The following is a 25767-nucleotide window of genomic DNA, read 5'->3' as shown; positions in this document are numbered from 1 at the left end:
TATCGTCGGCGAGGTCGCGTCCGGCGGGATTCGGGGGTTTCCCGGATGCCGTGGCGCGTCGGGCGGGAGGAGGATGGGGGCATGAGCGCAACGCCCGGACCCCTGATCCGCCCCCGTTCGAACCGCGTCTTCGGCGGGGTGTGCGCGGCGGTCGCGCGCCGCTTCGGCTGGGATGTCGCGCTCGTGCGCGTGCTGACGGTCGTCGCGGCGCTGCTCACGGGCGCCGCGCTCATCGTCTATCTGGTGCTCTGGGTCGTCGTCCCGTCCGAGTAGCACCCGGCGCGACAGGCCGCCGCCCGCCTATCGTTGATGCATGCGCATCCTCCTCTTCGGCATCACGGGCTACACCGGCACCCATCTGGCGCGCGAGGCGCTCGCCCGCGGGCATGAGGTGCTCGGCGTCTCCCGCAGCCTCGGCGACGCGGCGATCCCGGAGGGTGCCGTCGCGGTCGCGGGCAACATCCACGACGCGGACACCGTGGCGGCCCTCGCCGACGGTGTCGACGCGATCGTGGTCGCTGTGCAGCCGATCGACTCGGACGGCAACCGCATCGTCGATGCCGTGCCCGCGCTGCTGGATGCCGCGGAGGCCAACGGCGCGCGGCTCGGCGTGGTCGGCGGAGCGAGCTCGCTGAGCCGGGAGCCGGGTGGCCCGCGACTCATCGACGGCGACTTCCCGGAGGAGTGGAAGCCCGCCGCGCAGGCGCTCATCGACGTGCTGGTGGCCCTGCGCGAGACGGACGGCACGGTCGACTGGTTCTTCCTCAGCCCGCCCGAGCACTACGGCTCGTACCTGCCCGGCGAGCGTCGCGGGAGCTACCGTGTGGGCGGCGACGAGCTCGTGGTGGGCGCCGACGGCACCTCCACGATCGGCGGCGAGGACTACGCGATCGCGTTCCTCGACGAGTTGGAGACGCCCACCCATCACGCGACGCGGTTCACGGTCGGGTACTGACCTCACCCTCTGGACCGTCGGCAGCCGGTCGCCGGGCGTCTGTGCTGAGGAATAACGGTTGCGCGCTCGGCGCTGGACCGTCCGGGCGCATCGATCGGAGGGCGACATGAGCGTGGTGCTGACCGGCGGCACGGGATACATCGGATCGGCGGTGCTGCGGCGTCTCGTCGCGCGCGGCCACGAGGTGGTCGCGGTGGTGCGCAGTGACGCCGCCGCGGAGGCGGTTCGCGCGGCCGGTGCCGAGCCGGCGGCGGGGGAGCTCACGGATCGCGAGTGGCTCGGTGCGCTGCTCGTGGATGCGGATGCCGCCATCCATCTCGCCGATCTCGGTCCCGAGGGCGACGACGCCGTCCTCGACGCCGTGATCGCCGCGTTCTCGGGCACCGATCGCCCCTACCTGCACACCGGCGGTGTCTGGACCTGGGGTGCGGGCGACGACATCCGGGAGGACGATCCGGGCGATCCGCCCGCCCTCACCGCATGGCGGCTGGCGCGGCATGAGCGCGTGCTGAGCGCGCCCGTGGCCGCCGCGGTGATCTCGCCCGGCATCGTGTACGGGCACGGCCGCGGCATCCCGGTGGGCGTCATCGCGGATGCCCGCGACAGCGACGGCGTCGTGCCGCTCGTGGGCGACGGCAGCCAGCACTGGACGACGGTGCACGTCGACGACCTCGCCGAGCTGTATGTGCTCGCCCTCGAGCAGCGCGCCGCGGGCGAGTTCATCGGGGTGTCCGGGGTGAACCCGACGGTGCGCGAGCTCGCGGAGGCCGTCGCCGGACCGGACGGCACGGTGCGGGCCGAGACGGTCGACGCCTCCCGCGCCCGACTCGGGGAGGGATTCGCGGACGCCCTGCTGCTGGATCAGCAGGCGCGCGGCGCGAAGGCTCGCGAGGTGCTCGGCTGGGAGCCGCGTCGCCCGAGCCTCCTGGAGGAGCTGCGCGGGCGGGCGGTGGCCGCGGGCTGACCCCGGCCGTTTCCCCGCCCACGGTATCCTCCCGCCATGTCGAGGTTCCCGCGGTCCGTGTACGAGCTCGGCGAGGAGCCGGATCCCCGGTTCAGTCTCGCCAATGAGCGCACCTTCCTCGCCTGGATCCGCACCTCGCTCGCGCTCGTGGCGGCGGGGGTCGCGCTCGAGGTGCTGCAGGTGGGGCAGCCGGGATGGCGGCTCGCGGCGGCCCTCGTCTTCGCGGCGCTCGGCGTGCTCGCGGCGGTGCGGGGCTGGGTGGGGTGGACCGGCACCGAGCGCGCGTTGCGGCGCGACGAGGCGCTTCCGAGCCCGGCGATCGGGCTCGTGCTCGTGGTGGGCATCGTGGTCGCGGTCGCGCTCATCGTGGTGGGCGTCGCGGTGTGAGCGGCTCGGTGGCGCGTGATCCCGGGCTGCAGCCCGAGCGGACGCTGCTGGCCTGGCGGCGCACGGCGCTCGCCCTGGTCGCGGCGTCGGCGGTCGCGACCCGGTGGCTCGCGGTCGAGCTCGGGCCGTTCGCGGGGGTGCTGAGCGCCGTCGGCGTGCTCGCCGCGGTGTTCGCGCTCGTGGCCGCGCAACGGCGCTATCGTCGCGTGACGGCGGGGTTCGCGGCGGCGGACGCCCGGCGCGCGCCGCTTCCCGCGGCCGGCGCGGCGCTCGCGCTCGTCGCGGCATCCGCGGTGCTCGTGGGATTCGCGGGCGCGGCGCTCGTGGTCGTGCTCGCCCTCGGTGCGCGGTGAGCCGGATGCTCCGCGCGGATGCCGCGCCCCGATGTCACGACCCGCGGCCGCACCGGTAGGGTGGCGGCATGAAGGTCGTCATCTTCCTCGTGTCGCTCGTGCTCTTCCTCGCCTCGTTCCTGGCGTTCGGCTACGCGTCCACCTTCGAGGGCCTCACGGCGGCGGCCGTGTTCTTCGGCGGCATCCTGCTCGCCTCGATCGCCTTCGTGATCCCGTTCCACCTGCTCGAGAAGTTCGACTGAACCTCGCCGCGCGTCATTCGCGCGGCGCTAGCACCTTCGCCGTGAACGCGTCGAGCCGGCGCACCAAGCCGCCGGCGCGGGTCGCGATGACCGACTCCGGGTTCGGGTCCCACGGGCTGCCGTGCGGTGCGATGCGGATGAGGTGCGGGCACCCGAGATCCGAGCAGATGTAGGTGCCGACGCTGTCGCCCGCGTCGCCGGCGCCGCCCGCCCGCAGGGCGGTGAACAACCGCACCTGACCGGCCGGCTGCGCGATCTGGCACAGCGAGCACATCGCCGAGCCGCCGGCGAGCCGCGTCTCGGCCGCCCGCAGCACGATGCCGAGGGGTGCGTCGTCGCGCCAGTACACGAGGTAGCCGCGGTGCGCGGTCGAACCGTCCCGCCAGCCGAGGAACTCGCGATCCTCCCACACCACCTCGTGCAGTCCGGGCAGCGGGATGCGCCCGGGATCGATCGAACCCGCGTTCACGAAGCTCTCGCGGATCTCGGCGGCGGTCAGAGGAAGCATCTCGTGCCAGGGTAGTCCGGTTGAATGGGCGGGTGGATCTCGAACTCGCCGCGCGCCTGCGTGCGGACCTGACGGCCGCGCGCTTCCGCGTCGACCACCTCGACGCGCTCTGGGGCGCGGCCGCCGAGGCCGCGCTGCGCCGCGGCAACCGGGTGCCCGCCGCCCGGGCGCTCGCCGCGTCCGACGCTCCGGCCGCGGCGCTCGCGCGACTGTTCGTGCTCGGCGAGCTCGTCGAACCGGATGCCGCCGCGGCCGCGCTGCCGAGGCTCGGTCTCGCGGGCGCCGCCGAGCTGGGGCTGCTCGCCGAGACCGCGGGCCGCATCCGTCCGCTCGTGGATCTGCGGCCGTACGCCTTCGTCGACCTGCACGGTGCGGGGGAGTGGTGGGTCGCCTCCGACCTCGGCGAGCTCGCCACCGGCGGCGCCCTGCGCACCGATCACGTGCTGGGCGTCGGGGGCGCCTCGACGACGCTCGCGGGCCTCCAGTTCCCCGAGCCCGTGGCGTCGGTTCTCGACCTCGGCACGGGCTGCGGCATCCAGGCGCTGCATGCCCGTCGCTTCGCCGAGCGGGTCGTCGCCACCGACATCTCGGAGCGCGCGCTCCGGTACGCGCGCCTCAACGCCGCCCTCAACGGGGTCGACGGCATCGAGTTCCGCCGTGGCGACCTCTACGAGCCCGTCGCGGGCGAGCGCTTCGACCGCATCGTGTCGAACCCGCCTTTCGTCATCACCCCACGCACCCCCGAGGTGCCCGCCTACGAGTACCGGGACGGCGGGCGCGAGGGGGATGCGCTCGTCGCGGCCGTCGTCGCAGGCGCGGCCGAGCACCTCGTCCCCGGGGGCACGGCGCAACTGCTCGGCAACTGGGAGTACGCGGCGGGCGCCGATGGTCTCGAAGGCTCGGCTCGCTGGGCGGATGCGGCGGGGCTCGAGGCCTGGATCATCGAGCGCGATCGGCTCGATGCGCCGCGCTACGCCGAGACCTGGATCCGCGACGGCGGCACCCGCCCGGGCACGCCCGAGTTCGAGCGGCTGTGCGGTGCCTGGCTCGACGACTTCGCACGCCGCGGGGTCGAGGAGGTCGGGTTCGGCTATCTCGTGCTGCGCCGCCCGCACGGGGCTCCGGGCTTCCGGCGCGCGGAGCGGGCGGATGCCCCGCTCGACGGCGTGAGCGGCATCGGGGCGCACCTGGCGGCGGCGCTCGCGGCGCACGACGCGGTCGCGGCACTCGACGACGCCCGGTTGCTCGCGGTGCGGCTGCGGGTCGCCGGGGACGTCACCGAGGAGCGCTCGCACTGGCCCGGCGAGGCGGACCCCTCGGTCATCGTGCTGCGTCAGGGGGGCGGACTGCGCCGTGAGCTGCGCGTGGATCCTGCTCTGGCGGCCGTCGTCGGCGCCTGCGACGGTGAGCTGCCGCTCGGTGTCATCCTCGATGCGGTGGCGCAACTGCTGGACACGGATGCCGAAGCCCTGCGCATCGCGCTCGTCGCCGAGGTGCGGGAGCTCGTCATCGACGGCATCCTCGCGCCCGTCGGCTGACGCGGCGCGGGGACGGCGCTGAGGTCGCTGCCAGCGGCATCACAGGCGTCGTCCAGCCCGCGCCCGTAGCGTGACGTCCGGAGGCAGGCATGGGTTTTCTCGATCGGCTGTTCGGCACCCAGGAGCCGCAGCGACGTCCTGCGATGTCGGCGGAGTCGGGATCGCGTGGTGACGATGCGCGGGCGCTCGAGCGCTACCGCTACCTGCTGCGCACGGCACCGCCCGAGACGATCGAGCAGGTGCATGCCGAGGCGTTCGCGCGGCTGACCGACAGCCAGCGCGCCCTCATCTACGAAGACCTCAGTCGCGGCGCCGGAACGGGCGAGCGCCCGCTGTCGAGTGAGCCCAGCACCCTCGCGCGCGCGGCGACGCGCGCCGAGCTGCGCGCCCCCGGGTCCCTCGAGCGTTCGCTCTCCGGCGGCACCGCAGGTCTCACCCCCGGCGGTCCGAGCTTCGGCTCCCTGCTCGCGAGCTCGATGCTCGGCACGGTCGCGGGGTACGTCGTGGGCTCGGCGCTCATGAGCGCATTCCTGCCCTGGGATGCGGCCTACGACACCGCCGACTCGGGCGACGCCGGTGCGACCGACTCCGCGGATGCGGCGGGCTCCGTCGACGCGGCGGGCGGCTTCGACGCGATCGAGTTCGGCGGCGGCGAGTTCGGCGGCGACTTCGGGTTCTGACCCGCCGACATGAGCGCGAGCGCGATGCCGAAACCGAGCGCCGCGGCGACGGCGAGGGGTGCGTCGAGCCCCTCGGCCGTGATGAGGAAGGTCGGCACGATCGTGAGCACCGCCGCGGCCGCGAGCGCCGGGAGGGCCGCAGGCCGCCCGATCGGGCGCGTCGCCTCGAGCCTGCCCAGCAGCAGCGAGAGCGCGAGCACGATCCCCAGCACCAGCAGGTAGACGAGCGGGCGGGTGGCCCACCAGACCGCACCGCCGGGGGCGGGGGCGGCGCCCGGGACGAGCAGCCCGAGGCCGCCGAGCGCGACGATGATCGGCAGATGCCAGAGGTACACGGTCATCAATCGCGATCCGATCGTGACGACCACCCCGCGGGCGGCGCGTGTGCGCATGAGCGCGTCGAGCGGCCGCTTCAGCAGCTGCAGCACGGCGGCCTGCCCGAGTCCGAGGGCCACGAGGGGGAGCGTCGGCGGGTTGAGGTTGGTGAGCATGTCGTCGGAGTACGGTCCCCACACCGTCAGCGGCACGAGACTCGCCCAGCACACCGCCGCGATCGCGAGGAGCTGCCACCAGCGGCGCCGCGCGAACCAGCCGTCGGCGTACCAGAAGCCGAATTGCTGCACGAGAGGCCACACGAACAGCAGGTTGAGGTAGCCGAGCAGTTCGATGCCCGTGCCGAACTGCACCACGTCCACCGCGATGGCGCCCGCGACGAGCGCGACGAGGGTGCTGCGGGGTGCGCGCTCGTGCAGTGCGACGAGGGCCGGGGCGAGCAGCTGGCAGATGAGGTATGCGCACAGGAACCACAGCGGACTGCCGATGCCCACCGCGACGGCGTCGAGCAGCCCCGCGTCGATCCCCAGCGCCGTCGCTCCCAGCAACGCGGTGGCGAGCACTGCGAAGAGGGCGACCGCCGGCCGGGCGAGCCGCAGCACGCGCTCCTGGGCGAAGGCCCGCGCCGCGGCGGTGGCATCCGCGTAGCGCCGTCGCCTGCTGCGGAGGGCCGTGAGGGTGGCGAAGCCGCCCACCACGAAGAACAGCGGCATGATCTGACCCGCCCAGGTGGCCGCCGCGAACCACGGCTGCTCTTCGAGCGGCCGCGCGATCGCGATGCCGCCCGCACCATCCGGACCGACCCCCACGAACAGCAGGTGGACGAGCACCACGAGCAGCACGCAGAACACCCGTGCGAGGTCGAGGGTCAGGTCGCGGCGTGCGAGGTCGACGCAGGGAGTCGCCTGATCGCCTGGGTGCGCCGTCGTCACCTGCACACTGTAACGGCGCCCCGACATGAGCATGCCCCGGACGCGCGCGGCGCCCGGGGCGGTGCTCAGTCGGCGGCGAGGATGCGGACGGCCGAGTCGAGATCCTGCGACTGCGCGATCTCGACGGAGGTGTTGAAGATGTCGCCCCGGAGCGTCACGTAGACCGCCCCGGTCTCGAGCACGTACCCGAGCACCCGCTTCCCGGTACGCACCCGGTGCACGTCGTCGAGCACTCGTTCGACGTCCAGCACGGCGATCGTCGTCGGCGATTCGATCGTGAGGTGCATGCGTTTCGTCCCTTCTCGAATTCTCCCGCGTTCGGGGGACAACTCCCATTACACGACGTCAGTCTGCGCACGGCAAGGGAGGAAGTCGGGAGTTCGCCGAATGTGACGCGGCCCGACGTCTGCGGGAGCGCTCCCACGGGTTGCGGAGGCGGATGCCAGGCTTCTCCCAGGGCCGTCGGGCACCGTGGAGGAAGCCCGGACCACAGCGGGACCTCATCCGAAAGCCCCGTTCTCGTGCCCCACACCTCGTCTGCGCCCTCCTCCGCGCGCGACCACCAGCTGCATGCCATCGCGCTCGTCGGCTTCCGACGGATCAGTCGTCGCGCGCTCGTCATCGCGACCGTCGCGCTGAGCATGATGCTCGTCGTCGTGCACGATCTGCCCGCCGCCGCCGCACCCGCCGCGGCCCCCGCATCCCCGATCGGCAGCCAGGCGCTCGCGATCGACTCCCGACTGGTGGCCTCGCCCTTCACCGAGCCGTTCACAACCGCGCGCGACGACTTCAGCGTGAGCCTGTTCACGCCTGTGCAGTGGCCCGTCGACCCGTCGACGCACATCTCGAGCTACTTCGGCAGGCGCGCCGCGCCGTGTGCGGGCTGCTCCACCTTCCACGCGGGCATGGACTTCACGCCCGGCTACGGTGCGCCGGTCGCCGCCATCGCGGATGGCGTCGTCGTCGCGCTGCCGCTGTCGGAGCTCGGCAGCTACGTCGTCGTCCGCCACGTCGTCGACGGGGTGACGATCGACAGCGTCTACGGGCACCTCGTGGCGCGATCGGGCCTCCCGGTCGGCACCCAGGTGGTCCGCGGGCAGACCATCGGTCTCGCCGGCAACACGGGACCCACCTCGGGCCCGCACCTGCACTTCGCGATCCTCTCGGGGGGCTCGCCCATCGACCCGCTCGCCTGGATGCGTGCCCACGTGACCCAGGCCTGGGGTGAGTGAGCCGCTAGCCTGACGTGGTGCCCGCCGTCGTGATCCGTCCGCTCGAGCGTTCCGAGATCCCGGCGCTCGTCGCGATCAACGACGCCGCCTACCCCGCCGTGCCGATCACGCCGATCGCGGAGTTCGCCGAGCTGGTGGACCACAGCGAGCTCGCGCTCGTGGCCGAGCGGGGCGGCGAGCCGATCGGCTTCCTGCTCGCGATGGCGCCGGGGCGGGACTACGCGAGCGAGAACTACCGCTACTTCAGCGACCGCTCCGAGGACTTCCTCTACATCGATCGCATCGTGCTCGCCGAAGGCGCCCGGGGCACGGGGGTCGGCCGCGCACTGTACGCACACGTCTTCGAGGCGGCGCGGGCGCGCGGTGCGTCGGAGGTGACCTGCGAGGTCAACGTGCAGCCGCCGAACCCGGGATCCCTCGCCTTCCACGCGACGCTCGGCTTCCGGGAGCTGGGCCGGCAGTCGACCAAGGGCGGCGCCTTCGTGGTGGCGTTGCTCGCCGCCGAGGTGTAGCCGCTACGCCTCGTGCGGGCGCTCCCCGGACTCGTCGTCGAGCAGCTCCTGCAGCGCCCGGTCGACGTCGTCGGGCTCCGGCTCGCCCGCCGTGAGCCGCGCGATGAGCGCGGCCGGGTCGGCGATGTCGACGTCACCGGGCACGATGTCGGGATGCGCCCAGAGCGCGTCACGCTGCTCGGCGCCCACGGCATCGCTCACGGCCTGCCACATCGCGGCCGCCTCGCGCAGCCTCCGGGGGCGCAGCTCGAGGCCCACGAGGCTCGCGAACGCCGACTCGGCGGGACCGCCCGCTGCGCGACGGCGCTTCACGGTCTCGGCGATCGCCGCCGACTTCGGCAGGCGCGTGGTCGCCTGTGCGGTGACGACATCGACCCAGCCCTCGACGAGCGCGAGCATGGTCTCGAGTCGCCCGAGCGCGGCCAGCTGCTCCTCGGTCTTCGGGGGGATGAGCTTGCCGCTCGTCATCGCCTCACGCAGGGCCTCGGGGTTCTGCGGGTCGAAGTCGGCCGCGAGCTCCTCGAGGGGGCCGGTGTCGATGCGGATGCCGCGCGCGTAGTCGGTGATCTGGGTGAGCAGGTGCAGCCGCAGCCACTTCGCGTGCCGGAACAGCCGGGCATGCGCGAGCTCGCGCACCGCGAGGTACAGCCGCACCTCCTCGATCGGGATCTCGAGGCCCTTCGCGAAGCCGTCCACGTTCTGCGGCACGAGCGCCGCCTGGCGGTTCTCGCCGTCCAGCAGCGGGATGCCGACGTCACCGCCCGAGACGACCTCCTGCGCGAGCTGCCCCACCACCTGGCCGAGCTGCATCGCGAACAGGGTGCCGCCCACGTTGCGCATGAGGCGCCCCGCATCTCCGATCATGCTCGTGAGCTCCTCGGGCGCCTGCTCTTCGAGCACGCGCGTGAGCGCGGTCGCGATCGAGGTGGCGACCGGCTCGGCGAGCTGCGTCCACACGGGCATCGTCGCCTCGGCCCACCCGGCGCGGGTGAGCAGGGCGGGCTCCGCGGTGAGCGCCGCGATGCCGGTGGCCTCGTCGAGCCACAGCGCCGCCACATGCAACGCCTGCTCGAGCGCCGACACCTCGGCCGGCGTGGAGGCGACCGCGGACCGCGCGGCGAGGGCGGCGGCCTGCTCGCGCGCGAGACCCCAGTTGATGCCGTCGCCCGAGTACTGCAAGGCCTGCTGCAGTTGGCCGATGAGGCGCGACACGAGCTCCGGGTCGTTGGGGAGCCCCGCCGCGCTCGCGAGCTGGGCGGGGTCGAGGTCGGCGTTGCCGGAGAGGAAATCGCGCAGCATGTCGCGGAACTCCTCGCCCGGGTCGTCGCCGGATCCATCACGCGCCGGGTCGCGCGGGTCGTCAGCCATGCGATCCACGCTAGTCCCCGCTCCCCGGGAGCCACCCGGGTTTTCGCCTAGGCTGGCCCCGTCCAGGCTGCGCCCGCAGCGAACACGGAGGAGCTCGTGACGTTGTTCCCTGCCGACGGCGACGAGCCGCAGCGCGACGAGCCGCAGCGCGGCGCGCGCACGCAGCTCATCGGCCAGGCGCTCGTCTTCCTCGCCGTGCTCGCCGCGCTTCTCCTCGCGATCTCGCCGACGCCGTACGTCGTCGAACGTCCGGGTCCCGTCTACGACACCCTCGGCACGACCCAGGTGGACGGCGACGAGGTGCCCGTGATCTCGATCGACGGAGCCGACACCTTCCCGACCGAGGGTCGGCTCGACCTGCTCACGGTGTTCCTCGACGGATCGCGGGAGCGGCCGCTCGACTGGTTCGACGTGATCGCCGCCTGGTTCAACCCGCAGCGCGCGCTGCTGCCGGTCGACGCCGTGTTCCCCGACGGGCAGACCCAGGAGGAGGCCGACGAGCAGAGCACGCACGACATGCAGCTCTCCCAGCAGTCGGCCGTCGCGGCCGCCCTCGGCGAGCTCGGGATCGACTTCGAGCAGACGGTGACCATCGACTCGGTCTCGGCCGGCTCGCCGGCCGACGGCGTGCTCGAGGCGGGCGACGAGGTGCTCACCGTCGGCGGCGCCCAGGTCGGGAACGACACGCAGCTGCGGGCCGCCATCCAGAAGGCCGGCATCGGCAACCCGCTCGAGTTCGGCATCCGCCGGGCGGGTGACGCCCGCACCGTGACCGTGACCCCCGAGGCGCGCAGCGCCACCGACCCGACCCCGGTCGTCGGCATCGTCCCCGGCCTGAGCTTCGAGTTCCCGTTCCGGGTCGACATCCAGCTGCAGGATGTCGGCGGTCCGAGCGCCGGCATGATGTTCGCCCTCGGCATCTACGACAAGCTCACCCCCGGCGCCCTGCCGGGCGGCGCGCACATCGCCGGCACCGGGACGATCGACTCGGCGGGCGCGGTCGGCGCGATCGGCGGAATCCGGCAGAAGATGTTCGGCGCCCGTGCGGCGGGGGCGGAGTGGTTCCTCGCGCCGGAGGCGAACTGCGACGCGGTCGCGGGACACGTGCCGGACGGGCTGACGGTGTTCGCCGTGTCGACCCTCGCCGAGGCGATCGACGTCGTGTCCGCGATCGGCTCGGGCGCATCGACGAGCGCATTCCCGAGCTGCGACTCCTGAGCTCCGCCCAGCCCGCTCCCAGAGCCTGCTCAGGAGCCCGCCCCTAGGATGATGGGGAGCCGCCGGGGTCGCCCTTGCCCCCGCTGACCCGCAGGAGTGCAACCCGTGTCATCCGCCAGCGCCAGCCCCGACGTCCGTTCTCGAGGCCGCAGCACCGTCGCGATCGTCATCGCGATCCTCGCCGTCCTCGTGATCGGCTTCCTCGTGTTCAGCAACCTGTTCACCGACGTGCTCTGGTATGACCAGCTCGGCTTCCTGCCGGTGCTCACGACGCAGTGGTACGCGGTCGTCGCGATGTTCCTCGTGGGCTTCGTCGCCACCGGGCTCGTGCTGTGGCTGAGCATCTTCCTCGCCTTCCGCTCGCGGCCGCTCTACCAGAAGCTCAACTCGCAGCTCGACCGCTACCAGCAGGTCATCGAACCGCTGCGCCGCCTCGCCATGATCGGGCTGCCGGTGCTCATCGGCATCTTCGTGGGCGTGTCGACGGCCGCGCGCTGGTCGGTCGCCGTCCAGTTCTTCAACCGCACCTCCTTCGGCCAGGTCGACCCGCAGTTCGGCCTCGACGTGTCGTTCTACGTGTACGAGCTGCCGTTCTACCGCGGCATCGTCGCCTACGCCTCGGCGATCGTGCTCATCTCCTTCCTCGCCGCGGTCGCCACCCACTACCTGTACGGCGGCATCCGCATCAACGGCCGCGAGGTGCGGATCTCGCGCGCCGCGCGCATCCAGATCGCCGTCACGGCGGCGGTCTACATCGCGCTGCAGGCGGTCAGCATCTGGCTCGACCAGTTCGCAACCCTCGTCGACGACAACGGGATCTTCACGGGCGCCGCCTACACGGATGTCAACGCCGGGATCCCGGGCCGCGCGATCCTCGCCGGTATCGCGGTGCTCGTCGCGGTGCTCTTCATCGTGACGGCCGCCGTCGGCCGCTGGCGCCTGCCGCTCATCGGCACCGGCCTGCTCATCGTGTCGAGCCTCATCATCGGCACCGTCTACCCGGCGATCGTGCAGCGCCTCACGGTGGTTCCGAACGCCAAGAGCGTCGAGGCGCAGTACATCGAGCGCGGCATCGACGCCACGCGCACGGCCTACGGTCTCGACGACATCGACGTGCGGCCCTACGACGCCGTGACGACCGCGTCGCCGGGCGCGTTGCGCGAAGATGCGCAGACGACCGCCAACATCCGCATCCTCGACCCCGCGCTCGTCAGCCAGACCTTCTCGCAGCTCGAGCGGGTGAAGCAGTACTACCAATTCCAGACCCACCTCGACGTCGACCGGTACAGGATCGGCGACACCACCCAGGACACCGTGATCGCGGTGCGCGAGCTCAAGCAGTCGGGCCAGAGCAACCAGAGCTGGTACAACAACACGCTCGTCTACACGCACGGCTTCGGCGTGGTGGCCGCCTACGGCAACAAGCGCACCGTCGACGGGCAGCCCGAGTTCCTCGAGTCCGGGATCCCGTCGACGGGTGAGCTCGGCGACTTCCAGCCGCGCGTGTACTTCGGCGAGAACTCGCCCGCGTACTCGATCGTGGGCGCCGCAGAAGGCTCCGCCCCCATCGAGTTCGACTACCCGCAGGGCGGCGAGGACAGCGAGGCGAACGCCGACTTCACCTTCGACGGCGACGGCGGGCCGGTGCTCGACAACGTCGTCAAGAAGCTCGCCTACGCGATCAAGTTCCAGTCGGCCGACCTGTTGCTGTCGGACGCCGTCACCGACCACTCGCAGATCCTCTACGACCGCAAACCGCTCGACCGCGTCAAGAAGGTCGCGCCGTACCTCACCCTCGACTCCGACACCTACCCGGCCGTCGTCGACGGGCGCGTGGTGTGGATCGTCGACGGCTACACGACGACCGCCGACTACCCGTACTCGAGCGTGCAGCAGCTGTCGTCGACGATCGCCGACACCTACACTCCGACGCCGGACTACCCGCTCGACGACGTCAACTACATCCGCAACTCGGTGAAGGCCACGGTCGACGCCTACGACGGATCGGTGCACCTTTACGCGTGGGACACCGAAGACCCGATCCTCAAGACCTGGCAGAAGATCTTCCCGTCGACGATCGAGCCGGCCTCCGCGATGAGCCCCGAGCTCACCGCCCACGTGCGCTACCCGGCCGACCTGTTCAAGCTGCAGCGCGCGATCCTGCAGACCTACCACGTGACCGAGGCGGGCTCGTTCTACTCGGGCGACGACGCGTGGGCGACCCCGCTCGACCCGACCCAGGCCTCCGGCTCGGCGAAGGCGCAGCCGCCGTATTACCTGACGATGCAGGTGCCGGGATCGGACAAGCCCGCGTTCACGATCTACTCGACCTACATCCCGAAGTCGCAGACCAGCTCCGACAACCAGAGCGTGCTCACCGGCTACCTCACGGCGAACGCCGACCCGGGCAAGGACTACGGAAAGCTGACGCTGCTGACGCTGCCGAAGCAGGACACCGTCCCCGGACCCGGACAGGTGCAGAACTCCTTCAACACCGACACCGAGGTGGCGAACCAGATCGCGCTGCTCGAACGCGGGTCGACCCAGGTCAAGCGCGGCAACCTGCTGACCCTGCCGGTCGGCGGCGGCCTGCTCTACGTGCAGCCCGTGTACGTGCAGTCCACGGGTGAGACCAGCTACCCGCTGCTGCGCAAGGTGCTCGTGGCGTTCGGCGACCAGGTGGCCTTCGAGGACACCCTCGACGAGGCGCTCGACGTGCTGTTCGGCGGCGACTCGGGTGCCGACGCCGGCGACACCGATGCGGAGGGCGACGGCAGCGATCCGGGTGTCGACCCCGGCACGGCGCCGGGCGACGGCGGCACCGAGGGGTCGAGCCTCGACGAGGTCGCGCTCGCGAAGGCGCTCGCCGACTACCAGAAGGCGCTCGCCGACCGCACCAAGGCCTACCAGGACGGCGACCTCGTCGCGGCGGCGCAGGCCGACCAGCGCATGCAGGACGCCATCGAGCGCGCGATCGACATCACCGGCTGAGATGGTCGACGCGCCCGAACCGGTGAGCCTCCGCGAGGGGGAATGGCTCGAGCGCAATCGCGCCCGCTGGGACGAGGTCGTGCCGCTTCACGTGGCGAGCCCGATGTACGACCACACGGCCCTCCGCGACGGCCGTGGCCGACTGTCGACCCCGGCCGAGGAAGCCGAGCTCGCCGACTACGCGCCGGACGGCTGGTCGGGACTGCGGGTGCTGCACCTGCAGTGCCACTTCGGGGGTGACACCCTCGTGCTCGCCCAGCGCGGTGCCGAGGTGGTCGGGCTCGACTTCTCCTGGCCGGCGATCGAGCAGGCCCGGGCGGAGGCCGCCGAGCTCGGGCTCACCGGGCGGGCCCGCTTCGTGCACGCGAACCTCTACGACGCCCGCCACGCGCTGCCCGACCCGGAGGGCTTCGACATCGTCTACACGACGTGGGGCACCATCACCTGGTTGCCGGATGTTGCCGAGTGGGCGCGCATCATCGCCTGGTTCCTGAAGCCCGGCGGTCGACTGTACTTCGCCGACAGCCATCCGGCCGCCTGGTCGCTCGACGACCCGGAGTCGGGGGAGGGGCTGCCCCAGCTGCGCTACCCGTACTTCTCCGACGGGCGCCCGGAGGTGCTCGACGAGCAGGGCGACTACGCGGATGGCGACGCGGTGCTCGAGAACACGGTCACCTGGGAGTGGGCGCACCCCACCTCGGAGGTGCTCACCGCGCTGCTCGACGCCGGCCTGCGCCTCGACTTCTTCCACGAGCACGACCGCACCCCGTGGCGCATGTTCCAGGCGCTCGTCGAAGTCGAGCCGGGCCTCTGGGGCTGGCCCGCACAGCGGTGGATGCCGCTCGGCTTCTCGCTCGGGGCGACCCGCACGGCGTCGTGAACGACGCACCGGCGCGCGTCGTCGTCATCGGCGACGCCCTCATCGACGAGCTCGTCGACCCCTCCGGCACGACGCGGATCGTCGGGGGTTCGGCGCTCAACGTGGCGGTCGGGCTCTCGGTGCTCGGGGTTCCCGCGACGCTCGTGGCGATGGTGGGTGACGACGCCGACGGCGCGCTCATCCGGGAGCACCTCGCCGCGCACGGGGTGCTGATCGTCCCCACGATCACGGCCGCCGGAACCGGGATCGCCCGCTCCGAGCGGGTCGGTGGCGAGCCGCGCTACGCGTTCAGCGAGTCGATGGTGGCGCGTTCACTCGCCTTCGATGAGGCGCAGCGGGCCGCCATCGCGGACGCCGCGCTCGTGGCGGTGAGCGGCTTCCCCTTCGACGTGCCCGAGCAGCTGGGGCTGCTGGAGGACGCCGTCGGCGCCTCGTCCGCGGTGGTCGCGGTCGACCCGAACCCGCGCCCCGGACTGCTGCACGATCGCGAGGCGTACCGCGGGGGTCTCGAACGTTTCGGCGCCGCCACCGCCCTCCTCAAGGTCGGCGACGACGACACCCGGCTGCTCTACGGCACGGATGCCGTGCAGACGATGCCCCGCCTCGGGGGAGTGTTCCCGCGGCTGCTCGTGACGCGCGGCGAGCACGGGGTCGTGCTCGTCGACGGCGACTCCTCGTGGTCGCGGCCGACCGCGGCATCCGCGGTCGTCGACACGATGGGGGCGGGCGACTCGGTTTTCGCGACGGCCCTCGCCGCGATCGCGGTCGCGGGAATCGACGGGATGAACTGGCCTGCCGTCCTCGAGCGCTGCATGGCGATCGCCGCCGCGACGATCGCGCATCCCGGCGCCCTGCTGCGGCTCCCCGAGTAACCCGTGTCGGCGTGCGCTCCGATCCCGTGCTAGGCTTACTCCTTGTGCCGCGGGGTGGAGCAGCTCGGTAGCTCGCTGGGCTCATAACCCAGAGGTCGCAGGTTCAAATCCTGTCCCCGCAACGAAACGAAGGGCCGCCCGGAAGGGCGGCCCTTCTGCATTCCCGGGCGAGCACTCTGCCGCGAGGACGCCGAGCGCGAGCTGATCGACAGGGGGGAAGCGCCTCATCCCCGATCGAGCGGATGCGGCTCGCGGGACGGCTCAGTAGAACAGGAACTCCTCGTTCGCCGACATGAAGATCGTGTCGATCGTGCCGCCCTCGGGCGAGAACGCGACGATCGCGTTGTCGTCCGAGCGGCCGACGATGACGTCGTCGGGGAAGAACTCGCCGTAGTACTGGCTCGTCCGGTAGCGGTCGACCGTGTCGGGCGGCAGGGCGAAATCCCAGGTGCCGAGCCCCGGTTGCACGTAGTCGAGTGAAAGCACCGCATCCACGGGGGAGAAGAGGTCGTCGGCTTCGCTCGCCGCGATCAGCACGCGCGTAGGGTCGGCGAGGTAGCCCTCGATCGCGGCCGTGTTGCCGCTCGAGATGGCCTCCTCGATGTTGGTGATGTCGTCGTCCGTCAAGGAATCGGCGGCCGGATCCTCCGACGGCGATGCGCTCGGCGACGCCGAGGGAAGATCGCGCGGCTCCTGGCTCACCGTCGGGTCGAGCTCGGGGGGCGACTCCTGCTGCGCGAGGCCGCAGGCGGCGAGCGTCGTGCCGAGGGCGACGACGAGCAGCGCGGCTCCGGCACGGCGGATGATCGGCCGGCGAGACGTGGGCAGGGGGGACACGGTGCACCTCGATCTCTCGGGGCGGGGGTGAGAGGTCTTCACGATGGTAGCCGAGCGAGGTCACGTTTAGGCTTCGGTTATGAACAGCGAGGACGCCCCGTTCGCCGTGGCGGTCGCTCAGTTCGCCCCGAGCGACGACACCACGGCCAATCTGGAAGAGATCTCCCGCCTGGCCGTCGACGCGGCCTCCCGCGGCGCCATGCTCGTGGTGTTCCCCGAGTACTCGTCGTACTTCACGCCCACGATGGGCCCCGACTGGGTGGAAGCCGCCCAGACGCTGCACGGTCCCTTCGTGCGCGGTCTCGCCGAGATCGCCGTCGAGCTCGGCATCCACCTCGTGGCCGGGATGCTCGAGATCGTGCCGGGGGAGCCGGAGCGCGCCGCCAACACGATCGTCGCCCTCGCCCCCGACGGCGAGCTCGTCGCCCACTACCGCAAGATCCACCTCTACGACGCCTTCGGGCAGCGGGAGTCGGACTGGATCGTCGGCGGCGCGATCGAGGCCCCGCACACCTTCGCCGCGGGCGGCTTCACGATCGGCATCCAGACCTGTTACGACGTGCGCTTCCCCGAGGTCACCCGCCGGCTCGTGGACGCGGGCGTGGAGCTCGTGCTGCTGCCGAGCGAGTGGGTGCGCGGGCCGCTCAAGGAGTCGGCGTGGCGCACGCTCGTCACCGCGCGTGCCATCGAGAACACCGTCTTCGTGGCGGCAGCCGACCAGGCGCCCCCCGTCGGGGCGGGCAACAGCATGATCGTCGACCCGATGGGCGTCGAACTCGTCACGATCGGCGAGGCGACGGATGCCGCTGTCGCCTGGATCTCGCCCGCGCGCCTGCGCCAGGTGCGGCGGGTGAACCCCGCGCTCGAACTGCGGCGGTTCCGGGTGGAGGCGCGGTGATCTCGATACACCGCCTTCGGCGGCACTCGATCAGCGAGTAGCGAGCACCGCGTTCGCGGCGGAGCGCGCCTGGAAGGCGAGCACCACCAGCACGATGCCCGCGAGCACCGCGTAGGCGCCCAGAACGTAGATGAGCCACACGAGCGCATTGCCGGGCGTCGTCCACAGCAGGATCGCCAGCAGCACGCCGAACACGATCGACAGCAGCGAGAACACGATCGCCATCGTCTTGGCCGCGCCACCGGCGAGCGCGGCGGCGGCCGGGATGCCCATGATGCCGTTCACGATGGCCCAGAACACGACGAACCACAGCAGGATGAGCAGCGTGAGCGCCCCGATCGCGAAGGGGAACACGAGCAGGGCGATGCCGGCGAGCACGCCCAGGATGCCGATGACGAGCAGCCATCCCCATCGCCGATCCGTCTTGCGGGTGGCGAAGGCGTGCACGATCTCGGTGATGCCGTCGGCGATCGCGTAGATGCCGAACACCCAGAACACGGCTCCCGCGGTGGCGACCGGCCAGATGAAGGCGAGGATGCCGAGAACGACCAGCAGCACCCCGCGCAGCAGCACGAGCCACCAGATCGACTTGATGAAACTGCTCACGGCGACGGCGTCGTTCGACATGGTGCATCCCCTCGGTTCCGGCGAGGTTTCCCCCGTCGGGGCCGAGCCTAGCGAGGCAGCGGGTCGACGGCCAGAGACTCCGCGAACGCGAAGAACACCGTCTTGCCGGGCGTGGTGTCCTCGACCTCGGCGTCGACGCCGCGTTCGAGCATGAGCACGAGTCCGCTCGAGACCGCGTCGAGCAGCTGTCCGGGGGCCGTCATCGAGATCCCGGAGCCGAGCGTCGAGATGACCGCGGCGATCGCCGTCGGGTCGACGTCGGCCCGCACCATCCCCGCTTCCTGCAACGCCGGGAGCAGTCCCGGATGGATGGTGAGGTCGGGCACCGCGCTCACCCCGTCGATCGCCCGCATGATGCGGTTGAGTCCCGCCGGGTCGCTCAGGTAGAGCGCCCGGGCGAGCGGGTGCTCGTAGACGGCGGCGAGCGCGTAGCCGAAGATGCGCGAGGGCAGACCGCCGCGCGGATCGCGCTCGACGTTGTCGGCGATGATGCGGGCGAGCTCGCCGGTCTCACGGGTGAGGAGGGTGGCGAACAGCTCCTCGAACACGGGGAATACGTCGGAGACGTCGCGCGGGCTGATGCCCAGGCGCTCGGCGATGCTGCCGAATCCGAGCGCTTCCACGCCATCGCCGATGACGATCTCGGCGGAGGTGTCCAGGATCTGCTCGGCGATGGGGGTGGGTTCCATGGTGCCGATCTGAGAGGTGGTCTTCGCACAGCGTAGTGCTCACCGCATACCGGTCTGTGCACCCTTTTCGGGGGATCAGCGGTCAGCGCAGGGCGGCGAGCCGCTCGGCCGCCTCGGTGAGCACCTCGGTGCGTTTGCAGAAGGCGAAGCGCACGAGAGACCGGTACGGCGCGCGGCGGTCGGGATGCACGAATGCCGTGAGGGGAATGCCCACGACGCCGGCGCGCTCCGGCAGGCTGCGGCAGAAGGCGTCCGCGTCGTCGACGCCGAGGGACGCCGCGTCCGCGATCACGAAGTACGAGCCGCTCGGCCGGCTCACCGTGAGGCCAGCCGCCCGGAGCCCCTCGCTCAGCAGGTCGCGCTTGGCCTGCAGCGCGGCGGCCGCGCCCGCGAAGTAGCTGTCGGGGAGATCGAGGCCGACGGCGATCGCGGGCTGGAACGGGGCGCCGTTGACATAGGTGAGGAACTGCTTCACGGCGAGCACCGCATCCCGCAGCTCGGGGGTCGCGGTGAGCCAGCCGATCTTCCAACCGGTGGTCGAGAAGGTCTTCCCGGCGCTCGAGATCGACACGACGCGTCCGCGGGCACCCGGCCGGCTCGCGGCGGGCACATGCTGCACGCCGTCGAACACGAGGTGCTCGTAGACCTCATCGGTCACCACGAGCGCATCGTGCCGGTGGGCGAGCTCGATCGCCAGGTCGAGGAAGGCGGCGTCGAGCACGACGCCCGTCGGATTGTGGGGGCTGTTGAGCAGGATCACCCGGGTGCGGTCGGTGACGGCCGCACGCAGCGCCTCCGGGTCGGGCAGGAAGTCGGGGGCGCTCAACGGCACGGTCACATGACGCGCCCCGGCGAGGGCGATGATCGCGGCGTAGGAGTCGTAGACGGGCTCGAGGGTCACCACCTCGTCGCCGGGCCCCACGAAGGCGAGCAGGGCGGCGGCGAGCGCCTCCGTGGCGCCGGCCGTGACGAGCACCTCGCGATCCGGGTCCACCTCGAGCCCGAAGAAGCGCTTCTGGTGGCGCGCGATCGCCTCGCGCAGCACCGGCATCCCGAGCCCGGGCGGATACTGGTTGACGCCGTCCGCGATGGCCGCACGGGCGGCCTCCAGCACCGCGGCCGGGCCGTCCTCGTCGGGGAAGCCCTGGCCCAGGTTGATCGCCCCCGTGGCGGTGGCGAGCGCCGACATCTCGGCGAAGATCGTGGGACGCGGAGCCCCCTGCGCATCCAGCAGCAGCGCCCCGCGGGCGGCGCGCATCCAGGGAGCTTCGGTCACCCGCTTACGCTATCGGCCAGAACACAAACGGGGCCAAGTAGGCTCCCAGGGCCGACCTATGGATCGTCCAGCTTCACGGTGGACTCTGGCGTCGCGTGAAAGGAGCACCACCGATGTCCGAGAACGAGTCGTCAGCCAACATCACCCCCCCAGAGCCCGAGACCGCGGCGCTGCCGCCCGTGCCTCCGCCCCCGGCCGCGTCGCCCTTCGCGCAGACCGAGCCGATCCCGCCGAGCTTCGCGGCAGCCCCCCAGCCGGTCTCCACCGCGCCCCGCCAGCGCTCGCTCGCCGTGCCGGTCATCGCGGCCGCGGTCGTGGCGGCCCTCCTCGGGGGAGGGGCCGGCGCGGGAGTCACCGCGTGGGCTCTCGCGAGCCAGACGCCGTCCTCCTCGGAGAGCGCCGCCCCCTCGCCGCAGACGATCACGGTCAACAACCCCGACAAGGTCGACGTCGTGACCGCCGTCGCGGCGAAGGCATCCCGTTCGGTCGTCACCATCTCGGTGAACGCCGGCCAGGAGGGCGGAACCGGTTCCGGGGTCATCCTGAGCGAGGACGGCTACGTGCTCACCAACACCCACGTCGCCACCCTCGACGGCGCCTCGGACGAGGGCACCATCGAGGTCACGACCGCCGACGGCCACATCTATTCGGCCACCGTCGTGGGCCTCGACCCCATCGTCGACCTCGCGGTGCTCAAGCTGAAGGATGCCTCCGGCCTCACGCCCATCGAGTGGGGCGACTCTTCGAAGCTCGACGTGGGCGACCAGGTCATCGCCATCGGTGCGCCGCTCGGGCTCTCCAACACCGTCACCGACGGCATCGTGAGCGCCCTCAACCGCAGCATCCAGATCGCCTCCTCCGCCGTCCCCGACCACGGCGACGACGACCAGACCCCGGACCAGGAGCAGAACGGCGGCCAGGGCCCCTTCGACTTCTGGAACTTCGACCAGGGGCAGGGCGAGAGCCGGCAGCAGTCGAACCCCGCGAGCGCGACCATCTCGCTCCCCGTCATCCAGACCGATGCGGCGATCAACCCCGGAAACTCGGGCGGCGCCCTGCTCGACTCCGAGGGGCGACTGGTCGGCATCAACGTCGCGATCGCCTCGACGGGCTCCACCGGGCAAGGCCAGAGCGGCTCGATCGGGGTCGGATTCTCGATCCCGTCCACCCTCGCGAAGCGGGTCTCGCAGGAGATCATCGACAACGGCGAAGCCACCCACGGTCTGCTCGGCGCGAGCGTCAGCACCGCGACCTCGGCCGACTCGGATGTGGTGGGCGCGCTCATCGAGGAGATCGTCTCGGGGGGCGCGGCCGAGAAGGCGGGCCTCAAGAAGGGCGACGTCATCACCGAGCTGGGCGGCGTGCCGATCACGAGCAGCACCGACATCACCGCGCAGGTGCGCGCGCTCGCTGCGGGATCCAGCACCGAGCTCGTCTACCAGCGCGGCGGCGACAGCGCGACCGTGAAGGTGACCCTCGGCGAACTGACGCTCTGAGCGCAGCACCTCCGGGTGGCGGCGGCGCCCTCGCGGTGTCGCCGCCACCTTCCGTCCCGCGTTGCTAGGCTCGTCCGGACGCTCAGCGAGCGGATCGGGAGGGCACAGTGGCGCAGACGCCGGAGCACCATCCGGGCGTCTCCTATGTGATGCCGGTGCTCAACGAGGTGGCCTACATCGAGGCCGCCGTCGCCTCGATCTTCGCCCAGCGCTACGACGGACCCGTCGAGGTGCTGCTCGCGCTCGGCCCCTCGACGGACGGCACCCCCGAGGTCGTCGCGGGACTCGTCGCCCGCGACCCGCGCATCCGGGTGATCGACAATCCGGGGATGGACATCCCGATCGGGCTGAACCTCGCGATCGCCGCCGCGAGCCACCCCGTGATCGTGCGGGTCGACGCGCACACCGAGCTCGGCGAGGGGTACACCGCGCGCGCCGTCGAGACCCTTGCGCGCACCGGGGCGGCGAGCGTCGGCGGGGTCATGGCGGCGGCGGGACGCCCTGGCGTGCAGGCGGCGGTCGCCCACGCCTACAACAGCCGGTTCGGGCTGGGCGGCGGCAGCTACCACAGCGAGCAGGCCAAAGAGGGGCCGGCCGAGTCCGCCTATCTCGGGGTCATGGACACGGCGCTGCTGCGCTCGATCGGCGGCTACGACGAGACACTGCGCCGCGGGGAGGACTGGGAGCTCAACTTCCGCCTGCGCCAGGCGGGCCACGTGGTGTGGCTCGATCCCGCGCTGCGGGTGAAGTACTGGCCGCGGTCGAGCTGGGGTGCGCTCGGCCGCCAGTTCTGGGCGACCGGGGTGTGGCGCGGGGAGCTCGTGCGACGCCTGGGGGCGCGCAACTCCTTGAGGTACTTCGCGCCCCCCGCGCTCGTGGTCGATCTCGCGCTGTGCGCCGTGCTGACGCCGTTGCTCGCGACGGGACTCATCGGCGGCTGGATCGCGTGGGTGCTCGCTCTCGCCTACCTCGGTCCGATCGCCTACCTGGCGCTGCTCGTGGTCGCCGCCGCGACCTCGACGGGGTCGCTTGCCGACCGCATCCGTTTCGCGCTCGTGCTCGCCGTCATGCACCTGAGCTGGGGGCTCGGCTTCCTCGTCGGTGCGACGCGCGGGGCGCGGGACGCGGTCGACACCTCGCGCACCGAGTCCTGAGCGGCCTCCCCGCGGTCGGCGTCACAGCCAGCCGGCGTCCACCATCCGCTGCACGACGCGCTCGCCCGCGTGCCCGTCGTCGAGCGGCGTGAAGCGCTCCCGCCAGCGCGACGCCTGCTGCCGGTAGCGCTCGCGCGTTACCTCGATGTCGGCGATGGCGTCGAGCAGCTCCTCGCGCGTGCGGACCACCGGGCCGGGTGCCTCGGCGAGCAGATCGAAGTAGAACCCGCGCAGGTCCGAGCTGTAGTGGGCGAGGTCGGGGGTGAAGAAGATCACCGGCCGCCCGGTGGACGCGAAGTCGAACATGACCGAGGAGTAGTCGGTGACGAGCACGTCGGCGAGCTGCAGGAGGTCGGACACGTCGGGGTAGCCGGTGACGTCGACGAGGCGCTCCGCCTCGAGATCGCGACCGTAGCGGAGGGTGCGCGAATGCCCCCGCACGAGCAGCACATGGTCGGGGCCGAGGCTCTGGGCGAAGCTCGTCAGATCGAGGTAGTCGACCATCTCGGTGCGGTCGTCGCGCCAGGTGGGGGCGTAGAGGACGACGCGCGCACCCGCCGGGATGCCGACCGCGGCGCGGATTCGTTCGGTGTCGGCGCCCATGGCGAGTCGATCGTTGCGCGGGTAGCCCTCGTCCCAGGTGCCGCGCGTGAAGGCGTAGGCCGAGCGGAACACCTTCGCCGAGTAGGCGTTCTGCGCCAGGAGCGCATCCCAGCGCCCGCTCTCGCGACGCACCGCGAGGCGCGTGCGCAGCCCGGGGGAGACGCGGTCGAGCGCGAGGCGTTTGAGCATCGTGCCGTGCCAGGTCTGCAGCACGTGCTGGTGGGGGCGCTTGCGGTAGCGCTTGCGCAGCCAGTCGTTGACGACGAGCACGCGCGCCGAACCGCGGACCCGCCACCACTCGCGGCTGCCCTCGATGAGGCGGCGGTCGCCGTCGGGGATCGCCACCGAGCCGTCGACGACGCTCCAGTACCGGGTCACCTCGGGCCGTGAGCGCCGCAGCACCTCGGCGATGCCGGCCGGGTTGCAGGAGGCGCTCTGCCCGTAGAAGCTCTCCAGGAACACCGCGTTCTCGGGCTGCGGGCGCTCGCGGCGGTAGGCGCGCTCGAGGCGACGCTGCGCCGTCCGACCCCGTTCGTCGTCGGCGAGCGGCGCCGACACGGTGAGTTCGAGCCCGCCGCCGACCGCGCGCAGCTGCGCGTGGAAGAGCGGATGCGTGAACCGCGGAGGCAGCGCGGCATCCACGACGAGACGGCTGGTGGCAACCGCGCCGCCGAGGGTCAGCCGGTATGCGCCGGACGGCAGCGCGAGCCCGGCAGCTCCCCAGCGCTCCACGAGCAGCGGCAGTCGGGCATCCCGGACACCGTTCGGCGCGGCGGGGGCCTCGACGCGCGCCCGGGCGCCCTCGAGTCGAACGGTCGTCGTCTCGCGGCCCGGCGCCTCGACGGTCACCTGCAGCGCGGGAACGCCGTCGACCTCCGCGAAGGCGAGCTGCGTGACCCGGGCACGCCGGATCCCGTCGGGCGCACCCGGGTCGGCCCCCGGCGTCGGGGCGGTCGCATCGCCGCCGCCGGTTCGGGCGAGGATCTCGCGCAGCACGCGCTCGGCCGCGCGACCGTCCAGGGTGTCGAAATGCTCCTCGCGCAGCCACACGGTGTGCCGTGCGATCCGTGCCCCCAGTTCGCTGCCGGTGCCGACCTCGTCGAGGTGCTCGAGCACGTGCTGCCAGGTGGTCACGTGCCGGTCGTCGCTGAACACGCGGTAGTTCTCGTACAGACCGCGTTTGCGCGCGTACAGCTCCACATCGGGGGCGAGGAAGACGATGGGGCCGCCGGTGAGCGCGTAGTCGTAGGCGATCGACGAGTAGTCGGTGACGAGGGCGTCGACGCCCGCGAGCACCGGGGTGACGTCCACGAGCCGGTCGCTGCCGAGCATCCGGATGCGGTCGGAGACGGCGGGTCCCGCCGCGTAGTCGCCCAGCCCGAGCGGGTGCGCCCGCACGAGCAGCACCGCATCGCGCGCCTCCAGCCAGCGGGCCAGCATCGCCCACTCCTCGACGGTCGGGACGCCCGGGTCGGTCGCGCCGTCGCGCCAGGTGGGCGCGTAAAGGATCACGCGGGTGCCGTCGTCGACCGCGCCCGACGCGGCAGCGAGCAGCCGGCGCCCCGCGCTCCGCGCCTCCGAGGCCGGGGGCGCGAGCAGCACATCGTCGCGGATGTCGCCGAGGGGCACGATCCGCTCCGGATGCACCCCGAACGCCGACGCGATGCGCGGCGCGACGAGCTCGGATGCGACCGGGAACAGATCGATCCCGCGGCCGGCGAAGCGGTACGCGCGGCGCAGCACCGCACGGACGAGGCGGTGGTCGGGCACGCCGCGGATGCGCAGCGTCGCGGGGGAGTCGAGGTGCAGCTTCTTGAGCGGGATGCCGTGCCACAGCTGCACGAAGAAGGCGCCGCGCGTCGCGTAGCGGTTCACGTCCCCGAAGCCGTGCGTCACGACGAGCACGCGGGAGCGCAGGGTCAGCCAGAAACCGCGGGCGCTGTGCTTGGCGACCGCATCCAGCCCGAGCGCCGTCGCGGCGCCGAGCTCCGCATCCGTCGTCGCGAGCCACACCAGCCGGGTGCGCTCGGGCAGGCGTTCGCGCGCCAGACGGTAGAGCGGCAGAGCCCCCTCGCCGAGACCGATTCCCGAGCCGAACGCCCACTGCCGCGACGATCGCGGCACGAGCAGGGTCGCCAGCCCGCCCAGCGCGTACAGCGGCAGGCGGAGCAGCTTGCGGGCGTTGCCGGCGCCGAAGGTGAAGGTCGCCGCCACGCTCCAGA

General features: G+C 72.2%; 25 protein-coding genes, 1 tRNA gene and 1 pseudogene. 18 read left to right on the top strand and 9 right to left on the bottom strand.

What is annotated here, in order from left to right:
* Nucleotides 1-81 precede the first annotated feature (81 nt).
* The 6 genes from FLP23_RS11170 (at nt 82) to FLP23_RS12325 (ending at nt 2901) form a co-directional block, all read left to right on the top strand.
* The gene (locus tag FLP23_RS11170) at nt 82-273 is read left to right on the top strand and encodes a PspC domain-containing protein (protein ID WP_149325928.1); all 192 of its coding nucleotides are present in this window, start codon (nt 82-84) and stop codon (nt 271-273) included.
* A gap of 40 nt (nt 274-313) precedes the next feature.
* The gene (locus FLP23_RS11165) at nt 314-955 is read left to right on the top strand and encodes an NAD(P)-dependent oxidoreductase (RefSeq protein WP_149325927.1); all 642 of its coding nucleotides are present in this window, start codon (nt 314-316) and stop codon (nt 953-955) included.
* 106 nt (nt 956-1061) lie between these two features.
* A complete protein-coding gene (locus FLP23_RS11160; RefSeq protein WP_149325926.1) occupies nt 1062-1919 on the top strand; it encodes an NAD-dependent epimerase/dehydratase family protein in 858 nt (285 codons plus the stop codon).
* A gap of 36 nt (nt 1920-1955) precedes the next feature.
* Complete coding sequence (locus FLP23_RS11155) at nt 1956-2306, top strand: YidH family protein (protein WP_149325925.1); 351 nt, start codon at nt 1956-1958, stop codon at nt 2304-2306.
* Between the two features lie 8 nt (nt 2307-2314).
* Entirely contained in the window at nt 2315-2659 is a 345-nt protein-coding gene (locus FLP23_RS11150; RefSeq protein ID WP_246139979.1) for a DUF202 domain-containing protein, read from the top strand.
* A 68-nt stretch (nt 2660-2727) separates the two neighbouring features.
* Nucleotides 2728-2901 (top strand): hypothetical protein, encoded by a 174-nt coding sequence (locus FLP23_RS12325; RefSeq protein ID WP_168200436.1) that lies wholly within the window; start codon nt 2728-2730, stop codon nt 2899-2901.
* A gap of 13 nt (nt 2902-2914) precedes the next feature.
* Here the strand turns inward: FLP23_RS12325 and FLP23_RS11145 are convergent, their stop codons facing one another.
* Entirely contained in the window at nt 2915-3409 is a 495-nt protein-coding gene (locus FLP23_RS11145; RefSeq protein WP_149325923.1) for an FBP domain-containing protein, read from the bottom strand.
* Nucleotides 3410-3441: 32 nt separating this feature from the next.
* Here FLP23_RS11145 and FLP23_RS11140 point away from each other — a divergent pair, with 32 nt between their 5' ends.
* Nucleotides 3442-4947, top strand: coding sequence for a DUF7059 domain-containing protein (locus FLP23_RS11140; protein ID WP_246139978.1), 1506 nt, complete (start codon nt 3442-3444; stop codon nt 4945-4947).
* A gap of 89 nt (nt 4948-5036) precedes the next feature.
* The gene (locus FLP23_RS11135; protein ID WP_210413860.1) at nt 5037-5627 is read left to right on the top strand and encodes a hypothetical protein; all 591 of its coding nucleotides are present in this window, start codon (nt 5037-5039) and stop codon (nt 5625-5627) included.
* Nucleotides 5628-5812: 185 nt separating this feature from the next.
* Here FLP23_RS11135 and FLP23_RS11130 read toward each other — a convergent pair.
* Both FLP23_RS11130 and FLP23_RS11125 read right to left on the bottom strand, forming a co-directional pair.
* A pseudogene (locus tag FLP23_RS11130) lies at nt 5813-6919 on the bottom strand (acyltransferase family protein); the annotation flags it as partial.
* Nucleotides 6920-6957: 38 nt separating this feature from the next.
* A complete protein-coding gene (locus tag FLP23_RS11125) occupies nt 6958-7179 on the bottom strand; it encodes a hypothetical protein (protein WP_149325920.1) in 222 nt (73 codons plus the stop codon).
* A 234-nt stretch (nt 7180-7413) separates the two neighbouring features.
* On the opposite strand from FLP23_RS11125, the gene FLP23_RS11120 reads away from it, so the two are divergent.
* Together FLP23_RS11120 and FLP23_RS11115 are read left to right on the top strand one after the other, a co-directional pair.
* Entirely contained in the window at nt 7414-8124 is a 711-nt protein-coding gene (locus FLP23_RS11120) for a M23 family metallopeptidase (protein WP_149325919.1), read from the top strand.
* Nucleotides 8125-8141: 17 nt separating this feature from the next.
* Nucleotides 8142-8636, top strand: coding sequence for a GNAT family N-acetyltransferase (locus FLP23_RS11115; RefSeq protein ID WP_168200435.1), 495 nt, complete (start codon nt 8142-8144; stop codon nt 8634-8636).
* A 3-nt stretch (nt 8637-8639) separates the two neighbouring features.
* Here the strand turns inward: FLP23_RS11115 and FLP23_RS11110 are convergent, their stop codons facing one another.
* Nucleotides 8640-10004 (bottom strand): zinc-dependent metalloprotease, encoded by a 1365-nt coding sequence (locus FLP23_RS11110; RefSeq protein ID WP_149325917.1) that lies wholly within the window; start codon nt 10002-10004, stop codon nt 8640-8642.
* Nucleotides 10005-10100: 96 nt separating this feature from the next.
* On the opposite strand from FLP23_RS11110, the gene FLP23_RS11105 reads away from it, so the two are divergent.
* The 5 genes from FLP23_RS11105 (at nt 10101) to FLP23_RS11085 (ending at nt 16087) form a co-directional block, all read left to right on the top strand.
* Nucleotides 10101-11222: a YlbL family protein gene (locus FLP23_RS11105; RefSeq protein WP_246139977.1), complete on the top strand. Its 1122-nt coding sequence runs from the start codon at nt 10101-10103 to the stop codon at nt 11220-11222.
* A gap of 105 nt (nt 11223-11327) precedes the next feature.
* Nucleotides 11328-14213: a UPF0182 family membrane protein gene (locus tag FLP23_RS11100; RefSeq protein ID WP_210413858.1), complete on the top strand. Its 2886-nt coding sequence runs from the start codon at nt 11328-11330 to the stop codon at nt 14211-14213.
* Between the two features lies 1 nt (nt 14214).
* On the top strand, nt 14215-15093 hold the full coding sequence (locus FLP23_RS11095; RefSeq protein WP_149325916.1) for a class I SAM-dependent methyltransferase: 879 nt from the start codon (nt 14215-14217) through the stop codon (nt 15091-15093).
* Entirely contained in the window at nt 15090-15965 is an 876-nt protein-coding gene (locus FLP23_RS11090; RefSeq protein WP_168200434.1) for a carbohydrate kinase family protein, read from the top strand. The genes FLP23_RS11095 and FLP23_RS11090 overlap by 4 nt, the downstream gene beginning before the upstream one ends.
* Before the next feature lie 48 nt (nt 15966-16013).
* Nucleotides 16014-16087 (top strand) — tRNA-Met (locus FLP23_RS11085).
* A gap of 139 nt (nt 16088-16226) precedes the next feature.
* Here the strand turns inward: FLP23_RS11085 and FLP23_RS11080 are convergent.
* A complete protein-coding gene (locus tag FLP23_RS11080; protein ID WP_149325914.1) occupies nt 16227-16802 on the bottom strand; it encodes a hypothetical protein in 576 nt (191 codons plus the stop codon).
* Nucleotides 16803-16881: 79 nt separating this feature from the next.
* Here FLP23_RS11080 and FLP23_RS11075 point away from each other — a divergent pair, with 79 nt between their 5' ends.
* On the top strand, nt 16882-17700 hold the full coding sequence (locus FLP23_RS11075) for a carbon-nitrogen hydrolase family protein (RefSeq protein WP_149325913.1): 819 nt from the start codon (nt 16882-16884) through the stop codon (nt 17698-17700).
* 30 nt (nt 17701-17730) lie between these two features.
* On the opposite strand, the gene FLP23_RS11070 is transcribed toward FLP23_RS11075, so the two are convergent.
* From FLP23_RS11070 to FLP23_RS11060, 3 genes are all read right to left on the bottom strand, one after another.
* Complete coding sequence (locus FLP23_RS11070; protein ID WP_149325912.1) at nt 17731-18327, bottom strand: HdeD family acid-resistance protein; 597 nt, start codon at nt 18325-18327, stop codon at nt 17731-17733.
* Between the two features lie 47 nt (nt 18328-18374).
* Nucleotides 18375-19016, bottom strand: coding sequence for a TetR/AcrR family transcriptional regulator (locus tag FLP23_RS11065; protein WP_149325911.1), 642 nt, complete (start codon nt 19014-19016; stop codon nt 18375-18377).
* 82 nt (nt 19017-19098) lie between these two features.
* The gene (locus tag FLP23_RS11060) at nt 19099-20274 is read right to left on the bottom strand and encodes a pyridoxal phosphate-dependent aminotransferase (protein WP_149326296.1); all 1176 of its coding nucleotides are present in this window, start codon (nt 20272-20274) and stop codon (nt 19099-19101) included.
* Nucleotides 20275-20405: 131 nt separating this feature from the next.
* On the opposite strand from FLP23_RS11060, the gene FLP23_RS11055 reads away from it, so the two are divergent.
* Nucleotides 20406-21788: a S1C family serine protease gene (locus tag FLP23_RS11055; protein ID WP_149325910.1), complete on the top strand. Its 1383-nt coding sequence runs from the start codon at nt 20406-20408 to the stop codon at nt 21786-21788.
* A gap of 107 nt (nt 21789-21895) precedes the next feature.
* A complete protein-coding gene (locus FLP23_RS11050) occupies nt 21896-22942 on the top strand; it encodes a glycosyltransferase family 2 protein (protein WP_281290299.1) in 1047 nt (348 codons plus the stop codon).
* 21 nt (nt 22943-22963) lie between these two features.
* Here the strand turns inward: FLP23_RS11050 and FLP23_RS12520 are convergent, their stop codons facing one another.
* Nucleotides 22964-25759 (bottom strand): CDP-glycerol glycerophosphotransferase family protein, encoded by a 2796-nt coding sequence (locus FLP23_RS12520; RefSeq protein WP_246139976.1) that lies wholly within the window; start codon nt 25757-25759, stop codon nt 22964-22966.
* Nucleotides 25760-25767 lie beyond the last annotated feature (8 nt).

Source organism: Protaetiibacter larvae (genome assembly GCF_008365275.1).
Classification (GTDB): Bacteria; Actinomycetota; Actinomycetes; order Actinomycetales; family Microbacteriaceae; genus Homoserinibacter; species Homoserinibacter larvae.
The sequence above is the reverse complement of the archived record's forward strand: the minus strand, read 5'-3'. Positions and strand labels throughout refer to the sequence as shown.